This is a genomic window from Bradyrhizobium sp. WBAH42 (assembly GCF_024585265.1).
Taxonomy (GTDB): domain Bacteria; phylum Pseudomonadota; class Alphaproteobacteria; order Rhizobiales; family Xanthobacteraceae; genus Bradyrhizobium.
In genome coordinates, this window is record NZ_CP036533.1 from 5,747,108 (window position 1) to 5,760,718 (window position 13,611).

A 13,611-nucleotide genomic window follows, 5' to 3' on the forward strand; every position below is an offset into this window, starting at 1 on the left:
CCTGCCCCGCGACGCCAGCCTTCTCGGTTGAATCCTCTACATGAAACCCGGATTGCGCGGGAGGTAGCTGCCCCAATCTCCGAACGGTCTGTTCGACATCAGCAGCATCGGGAACGTCAGACGCATGCCGTGGTCGCTCGCCGCCTTGAGCGCTGGCTCGCTCGCGCCCGGCACAAAGGCCGAAATGGTTGGACAATCGGTCTGGGCCGCGAACGACAACGCAGTGGCAAAAGCGGCGTCAACGAGATCTGGCCTGCGGACTGCAAGCGGACCAATGTGTCCACCCGAAATATAGACATACCCGACGCACTCATTGCCGGCGTGGATGGTGAATCCGCGAATCGTGCTGTCGCCCAGGAGAAATCGATGATGCTTCTCCCTGGAAACGCCGACAGCACTGACATCGATCGCCGCCAGCTCGTCGTATGCGATTGCGTCGGCCATGAGAGATTCAAGACGGAGCCGCGGCGCAGCCAATCGTGGCGCCAGGCGGTCGCGAGGGACGCTGACCATGTAGATCGGAAAGCGCGGGAACAGTCCATGGCGGATGTAGAGGCCTTGAGATACGTTGTTGAAGGTGAAGGTGATCAGTGCCTTGACGGGTGCTCCGCGCATGTCTGCATGCGCGAACGCCTTGTTGATGAGTTGATTGCCAATGCCATCGCTCTGACGATCAGGCGCGACGAACAATTGAGCCAAGAACCAAAGCTCGCCACAGACCCAACTCCACGCGAAGCCGACAATCTCTCCGTCGTCATCGGCCACCCATAAGCCTTCGGGATCATCCGCCAGCGAGAAGGCCTGAAAATTCGGCGGGCGAGAGGATGCCATCTTCCCGAACCCCCGCCGTTCAGTGAGCTCGTTGATGCTGGCGACGACGAGGTCATCGGCCTGCTTCAAGTCGTCGATGCGAGCGGGCCTGCACACGACCGCCATTCTCAAGTCCCTCCCGGGCATCTGCTCGCCCCACCCACTTTGGATCAGGTCGCGGCTTGGTTTCTACTCACATCCTGACGAGAGCGAGGAATCGTCAGCCGGCAATCAAGCGAGCGGCCGGATGTTCTGGTTCATCCGGAAGAAGTTCGTAGGGTCGTATTTCGCTTTGATCTGCTGCAGGCGGCGGTAATTCCGCCCATAGGCAGCGGCAACGGGATCGCCTGTCTCGTCATCATCGAGATAATTGACATAGCGTCCGGACGCAAAGAAGGGCCGCATCTTTTCATAGGTTGCGCGTGCCCACGAGATGCAGCGGCTGGTATCGCTGGCCTGCGTCCATTGCGCGAGGATCAGGAAATTGTAGCCCTCCTGCCGATGCACGAATGCCGTATCCCCGGCATCCACGCGGGCCGCGGCACCGTGGATATGCTCGAGCAGCAGCTGCCCCATGGGAGTCGGGCAGCGGGCGAAACATTCGATCATCGTCGCAATCGCACCATCGCTCAGCTCCACGAGGAAGTTCGACTTCCAATAGTTGAAGGCGCCTTTCGGATAGTTGGCGTCGAGCATCCGGTTGAGCTCGCAATAGGTCATCGGTCCGACTGCATCCAGAATCGGAGTTCCGAACTGTTTCAGCGGCTGTATCGCTCGTTCGGCCTCGGCAACTTCACCGCAGTGGCTGGTGACCAGGGCCGCGACCTCCCTGCCGGACCCGTCCGGCGCATGGGTCAGGGATGCGAACAGCATGTGCTCGTCCGTGAGCGATCGCGTGCTGGTCCGGAAAAATTCCAGCACGTCGCGGGAGCGCTCGATTGGGTGGACGATCGGGCCGCCGGTGATGACCGGCCCTACCTTATGGAGGTCGTATTCGAGGCTGGTGGCAATCCCGAAGTTTCCGCCGCCGCCGCGCACGGCCCAAAACAGATCGGGCTGCTCTTGCTTGCTGGCCCGCAGAACCTTGCCATCGGCCGTGACGAGTTCGACAGCCCGCAGATTGTCCAATGCGAGGCCGTACTTGCCCATCAGCCAGCCCAGCCCTCCGCCCAGCGTCAGGCCCGCGATGCCGGTGGTCGAGACCACGCCGCCGGTCACCGCAAGTCCGTGAAGCTGCGTTTCTCGATTGAGCTCGCCCCAGGTGACCCCGCCCTGCGCCCATACGGTCTTGCCGATGGCGTCGACCCGAACCCCCTTCATGGGTGAGAGGTCGATCATGATCCCGCCGTCGATGGTTGCGCGCCCCGCCACATTGTGGCCGCCGCCGCGAACCGCGACCTCGAGGCCGAGCTTGGTCGCAAGTGTCACCGCGTCCACGACATCGGCCGCACTGCGGCACCTGGCAATCAATGCTGGCCGTTTGTCGACCAGCCCGTTGTGGACCTTGCGCGCCTCGTCGTAGCCCTCGTCTGCTGGCTTGAGCAGTTCTCCTCCGAAGGAGGCGCTAAGTTCGGCGGCAGCGCTGGCAACAGATGCGATGGACATGACATGGGCTCCTCAGCTTGACCCGCCATATCCTCGATCCTGGGCTGTCTCAGAGCAAATCCGAAGAATTCAGGTGACGATGAACTGATTTCACCTAGACTGACCGCGCATGCACAAGCTGCCTCCCCTGATCGAGCTCCGCGCTTTCGAAGCTGCCGCCCGTCATCTGAGCTTCAAGAAAGCCGCGGCAGAACTCGGCGTCACGCCAACCGCGATCAGCCACCAGATCGGCTTGCTCGAGCAGTATTGCGGCCGCGCCTTGTTCCGGCGCAGACCACGTCCGCTTTCGTTGACCGAGTCCGGCGCGCGGCTGTTTCCGGCCATTCGCGGCGGGCTCGAGGCGTTTGCCGCTGCCATTGCGTCCGTCAAGGAGGAAGGTGACCAGCAGCCGCTCCGGGTGACGACGACCAATGCCTTCGCCAGCCGCTGGCTCGTGCCCCGCCTGCCCCTGTGGCGGAAGTTGCATCCCGACGTGCCGCTGGAAGTGATCGGCACTGACACGGTGCTCGATCTGCAGGCCGGAGATAGTGACGTTGCCATTCGCTATGCGACCAGCCGCGTACCGCCGACAGACGGGATCGTCGATGAGCTCTTCAGCGATACGTTCTGGCCGGTCTGCAGTCCGGATTTGCTTTCAACGGGACGCCTGAAGAGACCAGTCGACCTCGCAAAGCATGTTCTGATCCACTCCTATTGGTCGCCGGCCGATCGCGAGCCACCGACGTGGCAGAGATGGCTCGGTGCGGCCCAGCGCAGGTGGGGCGAGGTGCCTCCATACAAGGACCTGCAGCATTTGAGTTTCCGGGAAGAACTGCACGCCATCGAGGCGGTGATCAGCGGACAGGGCGTCGGGATCTTCAGTGATGTGCTCGTGGCGCACGACCTCGCCACCGGCACGCTCGTGAAGGCATTCTCGTTGAGCCTGCCCGGCTATGGCTTCTATGTGGTCAGCAGGCCAAGCCATCCGCGCGCGCGGACCATTCGGGTCTTTTCGCAGTGGTTGCGGTCGAGTACCTGATCCGGGTTCGGAAGGGATGCGGAGGCCAGGGCAAGCTCTCGCGATGGCCGACCCTCAGGGCTTGAATGCCGTCGCCCTTATTGGCAAGACCTCGCCCGGCACGGCCGGCCAATGGCGCTACGGCTGCCGAGGCGTGCTACCGAGTGACGATGCACCGGTCGTGATCTTTAGCCGGTCATCCCTGGTGGTATTGCCGAAGGCGTGGGTGAACGGCACGAAACCTCACGGCTCCTGCCGTGGACAGCCGTATTGCCGTTGAACATTCCGGCGTTTGCCTTCCTCGTCGGCAGCACAGGGAGTCGCCAAACCCGAGAGCGCTTCGGAGCTCCAATGGAGCGCGCTGACGATAAGTTCCACGTGTCACACTCAGAGTTCTTCCAGCAGCGCCTTGCTTTCCTTCAAGTCGCGGGTATCGAAGCCCTCGTCGAACCAACCGTAGACCGGCGCGAGAAGACCGCGTGCTTCATCACCCCTGTCCTGATCACGCCAGAGCCGGGCGAGACTGACGGCGGAGCGAAGTTCCCAGAGTTTCGCCTCCTGCTGGTGAGCAATCGCAATGGCGTGGCGAAACTCGGTCTCCGCATCGGCCTCGGCGCCTGGCCGAGCCCTCAGCATCAACTCGCCTCGGCGCCGATGCAGCTCGGCCTCGAACCACCGCACCCCCGATTTCTGGGTGAGTGCCAAGGCGTCGGAGAGTTGGCCGAGCCCGGTTTCAAATCGTGCTGCCTTTGCCTCGGCTGCTGCGAGCTGCGCAAGGTAGAACGGAAGAGTCCACGCTGCGCCGGACGCCTGGAATCCCTCGATGCCGCGCCGCAGCAAGTCCACCCCGGCCTCGGGGTCGCCGGCTTCGGCCAGCGTCCAGCCGCGATATGCCGTCCCCATCGCGAGGAAGAAGGCAAAGCGCTGCTCGGTGGTGAGCGCAACCAGCTCGTCCGCCCGTTGCCCAACCATGCCCGCGTCTTCGAGCACGAAATGCAATCGGCAGGCAACGCTCAGCGCGAATGCGAGGCTGATCGGGTGCGACGAATCGCGGGCCTCTGCCAGGGCGTCACTGCTCTGCACGCGCGCCTGATCGGCGAAGCCAAGAAGGCCACATGTCAGCGAGAGGAACGAAAGCATCGCCACGCGGGCGTTTTCTGCGAACAGGGCCGTAAGAGAGCGCTGCTGCGCCGGATCGTAAAGTGCGAGCCCCCGCTCGAGATGGCTGCGCGCCAAGGCCAATTGTCCGCGATGAAGCCAGCTATCGCCCACTGCCCGATGACCGGCGACAAGAATGGCCGCATCGTTCTGTCGTCCGGCCAAATCGAGCAGATTCTCGGCGATGCGATGCGATCGGTCCGTTTCACCACGGACGTGATAATGCACGAACTCGCCCCAGAGTGCCTTGAGCAGGTTCGGCGTGTCGTTGAGTGCCTCGCAGAGGCAACGCGCCCGGGCGTAGGCCCTGCCGGTCTCTTCGGCCGCGTGGCCCTTCGCGGCGATCAGTGCACCGCCGAGCGCGAGTTGAAGGTCAGTTTCGGTGCGCTGGCGCGCGGGAGTATCCGGCAGTTGGGATAGCAGATCGAGCGCCTTTCGCATCTGCGCGATTGCTTCTGTCATTGCCGATCGAGCCTTTGAACGCTCACCAGCCTCCTGCCAATAGGAAACCGCCTTTTCGGCCAGGCCCGCATGTCCGCAGTGGTGGGCGAGGATTTCCGGCTGCTCTTGGATGCCCCTGGCAAGCTTCTCCTCCAGTGCGCCAGCGATCCGCGCGTGCAGCTCGCGGCGTTGGCCGCGCAACATTGTGCCGTATGCCGCATCCTGGACCAGTGCATGTTTGAACAAGAAATTGGCGTCGGGCGGCTCGACACTCCCAAACACGAGGCCGGTGTTGATCAGCCGGTCGAGCGCCGCCCGCAACTCGTTGTCGCACCGCTGTGCGACCGAGGCCAGCAGATCGTAGGAGAACTCGCGGCCGATAGCCGCGCCGATTTGTGCCACCTCCTTGGCGATCGGACCAATCCGGTCGAGCCGCGCCATCAACGAAGCATGTAGCGTGGCCGGTACGGCAAGTCCGGGCAGCGGCGCGAAGGAGATCGCTCGCGCGATACCCTCGGGGCTCGTTTCGAGCACCGCTTTGGTCAACTCCTCAACGAACAGCGGCACGCCATCCGTTCGTTCGGCAATTTCATTGACGATTTCGGTCGGCAGCGTCTGGCCACCTGCCACGCTCCGGATCAGCGCAGCGCCCGCTTTCTGGTCAAGCCGGTTCAGCACGAGCAAGCTGACATGCGGCTTTCCGGTCCATACCAACTGGAACTCGGGGCGGTAGGTGATCAAGACCAAAATCGGTAGGCTTGCTACGCGATCGACGGTTCGGTCCAGCAGCTCGCGCGAGCTTGGATCGATCCATTGCATGTCCTCGAACACGATCATGATTGGACATTTTTGCGCGAGAGCTTCAAGCTGGCGAACCAGAGCGGCGAAGCTTCTCTCCTTCTTTTGTTGCGGCGTACTCGTAACCGGCAAGTATAGATTATCGTTCGGGATCGACAGCAACTCGGCCAGGATCGCCACGTCCTCGTCGGGCGGCAATGCAGGCGATAGGAGCGCTCGAAGTTTGTCGAGCTTGGTCATCGGTGTGTCCTCACGATCGAAGCCTGCCGCCCGCTGGAGTTGTGCGGTGAAGGGGTAAAGCGCGCTTTCCTGATGATGAGGCGAGCAGAAGTAGCGCAAGCAGGTGTGCGGCTCCCGCTGGATACGCTCCTGAAGAGCCGCAACGAGGCGCGACTTGCCGATCCCCGCCTCGCCGACGAGCAGCATGACTTGACCGGTGCCCGCCCGCGCATGGCTCCAGCTCCGCTCCAACCGCGCGAGTTCTTCCTCACGCCCAACCAGCGGGGCGAGGACCGAAGGGTGCAACGCCTCGAAGCGGCTTTCCGCTGTTCCCTCATGAAGCACCCGCCAGGCTTGCACCGGTGCGGCGAAACCCTTCAGCGTCACGGCGCCGAGATTCTCGTAGTCAAAGAGCCCGCCGATGAGCCGCCGCGTGTCCTCAGCGATGACGACCCCATCCGGTTCGGCGAGCGCTTGCAGTCGAGCGGCAAGGTTCGGCGTCTCGCCAAGGACTGCCTGCGCCTCCGCCGCTTCGCTGCCGATAAGGTCACCTACGACGACGAGGCCAGTCGCGAGCCCAAGGCGAACCCGCAGCTCGAGCTCGGGTGGGGCTCCCGGCGCGTGCCTGGTCGCGGCGATCTCAAGCGCAGCGCGCACTGCGCGTTCGGCATCGTCCTCATGCGCTGAAGGATGACCGAATAGGATGAGCATGCCATCGCCGATGTAACGGCTGACGGTGCCACCGTACTTGCGGACGACCGCCGCTACGCTATCGCGGTACTCAGCAATGATGTCCCGTAGATCTTCCGGGTCGAGCTTTGTCGCCAGTGCCGTCGAGCCGACGAGATCGCAGAACATCACTGTGAGCTGACGACGCTCGGCGGAAGGACTTGGTGCGGCTAACAAGCCTGCGCGCTCCGCGACCGGTGCCACGATGGACGTCGATGCGCCGGCCCCTGTCGTCACTTGCGGCGATACGGTCGGCGTGAGCGCGGCACCGCAGTCGCCACAGAAGTTCTTGCCCGTCGGATTGTCGCCCCCGCACGCAGGGCAGCGAACGAACAGCGGCGCGCCGCAATCGCCGCAGACCTTCGTTCCCTCCGGGTTGACTCCGCCGCAATTCGCGCAATCCATGGCCGCACCCGATCGAATTCCGACCGACATGAGTTCGCGTCGGTCTGTGGGCGAATCTTCAGAGCGCGCTCTTTCAAGATTCTCTTCGTCAGCCGCCTACCAAGCGCCAAGCATGATCAAACTCACAATGGCCAGGAAGCAGACACAGGCGATAGTCGCAGGGAAAATGAGCCAGCCGGGTGTCATCGTTGCCTCCCGAGCGGTTGTCTCGAAAAGCTTAAGCTGGCCGGCGCGATTAGGATTATGAACTGGCTAACACTCTGCAACTCAAGCCCATTTTCAATCTGAGAAGGCTGACCACAGCCTGGCACGACCCAAACGCGAAATTAGGCAGCCCACTAACGACCGCCTGCCGAGTCGACGCCGAGATCGTGAGTCGTTCGGCACATGACTTCACACCGTCATTGGACGCCGGGTTGGGCGATCAGGGCCTGGCTCGATCGGAACCAGCGCAGCGCCCGGTCGGCATGGTCGTCTACCGGGAGCGATACCATTGAGCTAGATCAAGACTCCCCGGTCTGAGCGGTCCAGCCTTTCAGAAAATCTCAGGGATGGACGTGTTCGGGCAAGACGCGTTTGAAGCAGCCGCAGCGCTTCAGCCGTGTCTTCGCGCATCGCGCGTCAGTACGACACATGCGGCAATTGGATCTGCCCGCAGCAGATTCCCTCCTATCCTCATCGACTGGCATGGACGCAAAGCGAGGTCGGTTATGGCCGGAACGGACAAGCTCTCGGTCGAGAAAGCTCTCGAAAAGCTGCGCCAGGACGATCAGCCCAAATCGAGCAGCGAACGGCGCGACGAGAAGAGTGAAGATCTCAGTCGAGAGATCAAGCGAATGAAGGCGCAGCGATTGCGGCTCGACCGCAAGCCCTAGCGTCCGCTCTACCTGCTACAGCAGCCCTATGCGGCTTCCCGAACCTCTCCTCGCCTTCGGGGCCACAAGCGGAATTGCCCGGCACGGGTTGGTACTCGCCTTGGGATCGATCGCGACCTGGTCGATCGAAAGGGCGATGACGTTGCTGCTAACGGGCAAGCGTATCTTTGTAGATAATTCCATCTTTCATGATGATCTTGAAATTGTTGGCGGGGTCGGCAAGAAGGCCGATATTGTCCAGGGGATTTCCGTCGACGAGCAGCAAATCCGCGAGTGCGCCCTGTTCCACGACGCCAAGTTTGCCGGGATAAGGATTCCGCTTGCCCGATAGCGCCAGCAGTTCGGCATTCGTCGATGTCGCCATGGTCAGCGCTTCGGCGGGCGTGTACCAGCGAGCGAGTGAGGCCAGGATGGCCCCCTGTTGGCGCGCGAGCGCTGCAGAGAACAGGACGTCGGTGCCCCACGCCGTCTTGATCTTGTACTTCCTCGCCAACTCGTAGGATCTGGCTATGCCGGGCCAGACCTCATCCGCCTTGGCTCGCTGGATGGAGCCTACAGGAAAGCCCAGCCTCAAATCCTCGGGGAGAGGCTGCATACTCAGCCAAACACCCTTCTCTGCCATCAGCTTCGCTGTTGCGTCGTCCATCAGGAAGCCGTGTTCGATACACTTCACCCCAGCCGCAATGGCTCCCCGAATTGCAGCAGCCGTAAAGGCATGCGCAGCGACGTACGTGCCCCAGTTCTCAGCCGCTTCGACGGCCGCGCGTATTTCGGGTTCGGTGAACGTGGTCACGTCGATTGGACTGAAAGGCGACGACACTCCGCCGCCAGCCGTCAACTTGACTTGGGAGGCGCCTTGCATGAGCTGTTCGCGGACACGGACGCGGACCTCGTCGGGACTGTCCGCAACCATTGCCCCGCCGGTCTGCTCCATGCGGGTGAGCATGCCGCCGATCGTCCGCGGCAGATCGGTAAGCTGGCGGAAGTCCCCATGCCCACTCGTGACAGTAATGACCGCGCCGGACGGATAAATGCGCGGACCCTTGATGATACCTTCGTCGATGGCGCTTTTGAGCCCGAACACCGGCCCGCCCACATCTCGAACGCTAGTAAAACCGCGCATCAGAGTGTGCGTGGCCTCGTCGCCAGCGACAAGATTGACGTAGCCGACGTCGCCGAGCGACTGTGCCGGCGTGACTCGGATCAGCATCGCATGCCAATGGTTGTCGATGAGGCCGGGCATCAATGTGCGTCCGCCGCCTTCGATAATGCGAATCTCCGCCTGGCTATCCACCGCTATCGGCTGTAGCGAGATTGATTCTATCTTGTTGCCGCGCACCAAGACGTTGGAGGAGGCAGATAGCGTGGCGCTCTTGCCATCGAAGATGCGGACGTTCTGAAAGAGCGTGGCCGCGCCACCTGTCTGAAGCGCTTGCTGCGCCAGGCCCGCTCCACCGGGCCCGGCCGAGAGCACCACCGCGATCGACAGCGAACGAAATGTTACGCTCATCGACGGTCGGATCCGCCGCGCGCTGTACAACGCATTCAACAGAGTTCCTGTCATCACTGCGCACGGCCCTTCTCGTTGCGTGTCAGCTGCGTTCGGTTGCCGGACCTTTGCGATTACGATGCTGTGCATGGCTCTCGCAGCGACGATCTTGCGACCTCGGTCAGAGCGGACCGCCCTGGTTGCGCCTGATGATCTTGAGCGCCAGAAAGATCGCGCCGGCAACAAGGAAGGCAACACCGATCGCGGTGAATCCGCTGGACTCGTTACTCAAGCCGAGCGCCGTGAATAGCAAACCGAAAAGCAGGAGAAGCATACCCGCGAACTTCTTGATCAGGAGGATTGGTCTTTCAACTGCGATCGCCATCAGCGCACTCCCCATTCACTATTTATCGATTCGTTCCGTAATGCCGTTCTCGCCGCCGGCCGCCACGCATAGCCAGCCAGGCTATGCCGCGAGAGATCAGATCGACGCCGAGCACAAATCCGAGCAAAGGACCTGTCATCGGGAATCCCGCGAGCATGGCGAGGCCAGGGAGAATTCCGAATGCGCCGGACAGCAGCATCACCCAGCCCGCATCCTTCCAGTGGCGCAGGCCCAGAAAGAGTCGAACCGACGGACATCGGCAGCAACCCGCGCGCTACGAAGGTGATGTCGCGCAGCCTTCGCGCTGTAAAAACGAGGCCATCGCTTCTCGTTAGCGAAGAGCTACTGTAGCGTGTAGCCGCTCACAATGAAACGACAGGTGATCTGACACAACGCAGCTGTCGAAGGGCATGGCCGCAGCTTCACGGCAGGAGCAGCCAAGTGACTTCAGTGCGCAAATTCGTATCAATGTTGGTCATGTGGCCGAGAAAGCCGATTGGCCTTCTCATTCGGGTCCTGCTCGTCACATGGGCCGTACTGGCCATCTACTACTCGAACTTGCCTTGGTCCTGGCTGCGTACGATTGCGGCCGGAGCGTTTGCGGGCTTTGCGATTTGGGCGCTCTGGCGTTCGCGCCAACCGCGCATGTCCGCTCTCTTCCTCGTCATGTTTTTCGGTGTCGTCGCATGGTGGATCTCAATCCCTCCATCACACGATCGGCATTGGCGACCGGAAGTCGCGGTGATGCCGCGGGCGGTCATCGACGGCGACCGCGTGCGCCTGACCGGTGTCCGTAACTTCGACTACCGAAGTCGAAGCGACTTCACGGTGCGCTACGAGGAGCGCGAGCTGTCGCTGTCGCACTTGATGGCCCTCGATTTCTACGTTTCCTATTTCACCGAGGGGCTAGTCGGGCACACGTTTGTGAGTTTTGTCTTCGACAATGCGCCACCACTGGCCATCTCCATCGAGACGCGTCCTGAGGTCGGCGAGGGCTTTGCGCCCGTCGCCTCCCTGTTCAAGCAATTCGAGCTCATCTACGTGGTCGGTGAAGAGCGTGATGTTGTGGGCGTGCGCACCAACCATCGCCACGAGCCGGTGTACCTGTATCGCCTCAATACATCGGTTGACGACGCGCGCCGGCTGCTGATGATCTATTTGACGCGCATCAACGAGCTAGCCGATCGGCCGGAGTTCTACCATCTGTTGACCAACAGCTGTACGATCAACATCGTGCGCTATGCAAATGCGGCGGGCCGACGGGGGCGCTTCGACATTCGACATCTGTTCAACGGACTGATCGATAGCTATCTCTACCACTCCGGCCGGATAGATGCGACGCTGCCGTTTGATGAATTGAGGCGGGGGTCCTTGATCAACGAAGCCGCACAAGCGGCCGATGGCGCAGCCGATTTCTCACAGCGGATCCGCTTGTCCTTGCCGACAATGGTGCGACCCTGACCCCTATTGGGCTCACAAGGCCCGTGAGGAGCCGCCGCCGATCCGCCGGGCTCTCCTCTCCTGCCGATGTCCATCTCAGGTCCTGCTTGTCTACGGCAGTTGGCCATGATCGGAGGCGGCAAGCCGTCTCTGCCCGGCTTGAACGGAGTTGTAGTCTGCGCTGGTCTACAATCGACCCATGACGGCTAAACAGCGCGGCGTCCGCGGTAAGCTCCCAAGCTGACGAAAGCGACCAGTTGCCCCTGCTAGGCCGTCCGCAACACCGGCGCTGGCGGCTGCGATGGGCGGATCAGCGCGAATGCGACCTGCACGATGCCGCCGGCAAGGCCGAGCGCGACGCCGATGCGCCAGGCCATGGTGTAGGAGCCGAGTGCGTCGTAGAGCAGCCCTCCTCCGTAGGCGCCGAGGAAGCTGCCGATCTGGTGGCTCATGAAGGCGAGGCCCTGGATCATCGCCTGCCAGCGTAGGCCGAACATCTCGGCGACCGCGCCTGCGACCAGCGGGCCGACGCCCATCCACAGGAAGCCCATGATCGCGCCGAACAGCAGCGTGGAGAACGATGTTGCCGGCAGCATGAAGTACCAGGCGAGCGCCAGCGAGCGCAGGATGTAGATCCCGCCCAAGAGCGCCAGCTTGTTCCAGCGCTGGCCGGCCCAGCCGAAGAACAGCGAGCCCAGCACGTTGAAGCCGCCGATCATGCCGAGCGTCTGCGCGCTCAGCATCGGATCGAGGCCGCAGATTGCAAGGTACGACGGCAGGTGCGTGGTGAGGAACACGAGCTGCATGCCGCAGACGAGATAGGCGCAGGTCATTACCACGAAGGACGCATTGCCGAACGCGGTCCTCGCAGCCGTCGCGGCCGTGGCATCGTCGATGTCGTCGGCGGCGGGCTTGGGCAGCGGGATCTTGTCGACGCGCCCGGCATACCAGGCCGCCGGGATCATCAGCACCGACATGATGACGAAGCCGGCAAGCCCGATGCGCCAGCCAAAGCCCTCGTTGAGCATCTGGCCGATCGGCGCCGACAACAGCGCACCGAGCGAGCCCGCGCCGGAGACGATGCCGAGCACCGTCGAGCGCACCGTTTCGGGCACCGCGCGCGCCGCCACCGACATCGCGATCGCGGCCGCCGTGCAGGCCAGCGAGGTCCCGATCAGCACGCCGGCGCCGATCATGATGCTGAGAAGCCCGTTCGCCGTCGCCATCAGCGCGAGGCCCGCGATGTACATCAGTGCGCCGGCGATCATGATCGGGCGAAAGCCGTAGCGCACGGTGAGAGCGCCGGCGGGCGGCTGCAGGAAGCCCCAGGCGAGGTTCTGCACGGCCAGCGCCAGCGTGAAATCCGAGATCGAAATGTGGATGTCGTGCGTCAGCGGCTGCATGAAGATGCCGAGCGACTGCCGCAGCCCCATGCTCAGCGTCAGCATAATCGAGGCGCCGATCAGGATCGGCAAGGTCGGGCGCAGGACTTGCAGCAGGGGCATTCTTCTTCTCCCTTTTGGGCGCGGCACGGGTGCCGTCGTCTGCTTTTGCCGATGTTTTTTGGTACACAGACCTGTGTACTTAGGCTATAGATATCCGCTGCTGTCAAGCGAACAGGATGCTTAGCTCCGCATGGCTCCCCCGCCTGCCCCACAGACGATGAAAGAGCGGATCCTTCAGACCGCCGACAAGCTGTTCTATCTGCAAGGCATTCGCGCCATCGGCGTCGACACCATCGCGGCCGAGGTCGGCATCTCCAAGCGCACGCTCTACAACCACTTCCCGTCCAAGGACGCGCTGATCGCGGCCTATCTCGAGCGCCGCTTCGTCAGCGCACGCCCTTCCGACAAGCCGCCCGCCGAGCAGATCCTCGCCACCTTCGATTCGCTCGAGCGGCGCTTTGCGGCCAAGGACTTTCGCGGCTGCCCGTTCGTCAACGCGGTCGCCGAGCTCGGCCCCGCCGACCGCGCCGTGAAGAAGATCGCGATCGCCTTCAAGGAAAGCCGCCGCCTCTGGTTTCGCGACCGCCTGACCGAGCTCGGCGTTGCCGATGCGGAGGCGCTCGCAACGCAGCTCGTGCTGCTGGTCGACGGCTCCATCGCGCAGGACTTGGTGCGCGACGATCCGGCGATGGCAAGGGCCGCGAAGGAAGCGGCGACGGTGCTGCTACGGAATGCGGGCGTGGATGTGGGTGGTGATGCGCAGAAGAGACGCAAGCGCGCGAAATAGCCGCTGTCGTCGTATCGTCAGGTGTCAT

Annotated in this window: 10 protein-coding genes; 4 read left to right on the forward strand and 6 right to left on the reverse strand. The window is 62.6% G+C overall.

Annotated elements, in window-relative coordinates:
* Nucleotides 1–36: 36 nt before the first annotated feature.
* Together DCG74_RS26920 and DCG74_RS26925 are read right to left on the reverse strand one after the other, a co-directional pair.
* Nucleotides 37–936, reverse strand: a complete 900-nt coding sequence (locus DCG74_RS26920) for a GNAT family N-acetyltransferase (RefSeq protein ID WP_172783384.1) — start codon at nucleotides 934–936, stop codon at nucleotides 37–39.
* A 105-nt stretch (nucleotides 937–1,041) separates the two neighbouring features.
* Nucleotides 1,042–2,415 (reverse strand): FAD-binding oxidoreductase, encoded by a 1,374-nt coding sequence (locus DCG74_RS26925; RefSeq protein WP_172783383.1) that lies wholly within the window; start codon nucleotides 2,413–2,415, stop codon nucleotides 1,042–1,044.
* Nucleotides 2,416–2,524: 109 nt separating this feature from the next.
* On the opposite strand from DCG74_RS26925, the gene DCG74_RS26930 reads away from it, so the two are divergent.
* Nucleotides 2,525–3,433 carry a LysR substrate-binding domain-containing protein gene (locus DCG74_RS26930; protein ID WP_172783382.1) on the forward strand — a complete coding sequence of 303 codons (909 nt, stop codon included), beginning with the start codon at nucleotides 2,525–2,527 and terminating at the stop codon, nucleotides 3,431–3,433.
* A 366-nt stretch (nucleotides 3,434–3,799) separates the two neighbouring features.
* On the opposite strand, the gene DCG74_RS26935 is transcribed toward DCG74_RS26930, so the two are convergent.
* Nucleotides 3,800–7,192: an adenylate/guanylate cyclase domain-containing protein gene (locus tag DCG74_RS26935; RefSeq protein WP_172783381.1), complete on the reverse strand. Its 3,393-nt coding sequence runs from the start codon at nucleotides 7,190–7,192 to the stop codon at nucleotides 3,800–3,802.
* Nucleotides 7,193–7,872: 680 nt separating this feature from the next.
* On the opposite strand from DCG74_RS26935, the gene DCG74_RS26940 reads away from it, so the two are divergent.
* A complete protein-coding gene (locus DCG74_RS26940) occupies nucleotides 7,873–8,037 on the forward strand; it encodes a hypothetical protein (RefSeq protein WP_172783380.1) in 165 nt (54 codons plus the stop codon).
* 148 nt (nucleotides 8,038–8,185) lie between these two features.
* Here the strand turns inward: DCG74_RS26940 and DCG74_RS26945 are convergent, their stop codons facing one another.
* Both DCG74_RS26945 and DCG74_RS26950 read right to left on the reverse strand, forming a co-directional pair.
* The gene (locus DCG74_RS26945) at nucleotides 8,186–9,547 is read right to left on the reverse strand and encodes an amidohydrolase family protein (protein WP_172783379.1); all 1,362 of its coding nucleotides are present in this window, start codon (nucleotides 9,545–9,547) and stop codon (nucleotides 8,186–8,188) included.
* 160 nt (nucleotides 9,548–9,707) lie between these two features.
* The gene (locus DCG74_RS26950; RefSeq protein WP_172783378.1) at nucleotides 9,708–9,911 is read right to left on the reverse strand and encodes a hypothetical protein; all 204 of its coding nucleotides are present in this window, start codon (nucleotides 9,909–9,911) and stop codon (nucleotides 9,708–9,710) included.
* 441 nt (nucleotides 9,912–10,352) lie between these two features.
* Between DCG74_RS26950 and DCG74_RS26955 the strand changes: the two genes are divergently transcribed.
* Nucleotides 10,353–11,372: a DUF4105 domain-containing protein gene (locus tag DCG74_RS26955; RefSeq protein WP_257187440.1), complete on the forward strand. Its 1,020-nt coding sequence runs from the start codon at nucleotides 10,353–10,355 to the stop codon at nucleotides 11,370–11,372.
* Between the two features lie 245 nt (nucleotides 11,373–11,617).
* Here the strand turns inward: DCG74_RS26955 and DCG74_RS26960 are convergent, their stop codons facing one another.
* Nucleotides 11,618–12,856 (reverse strand): MFS transporter, encoded by a 1,239-nt coding sequence (locus DCG74_RS26960; protein WP_172783377.1) that lies wholly within the window; start codon nucleotides 12,854–12,856, stop codon nucleotides 11,618–11,620.
* 130 nt (nucleotides 12,857–12,986) lie between these two features.
* Between DCG74_RS26960 and DCG74_RS26965 the strand changes: the two genes are divergently transcribed.
* The gene (locus DCG74_RS26965) at nucleotides 12,987–13,583 is read left to right on the forward strand and encodes a TetR/AcrR family transcriptional regulator (protein WP_172783376.1); all 597 of its coding nucleotides are present in this window, start codon (nucleotides 12,987–12,989) and stop codon (nucleotides 13,581–13,583) included.
* The last annotated feature ends 28 nt before the right edge of the window (nucleotides 13,584–13,611 follow it).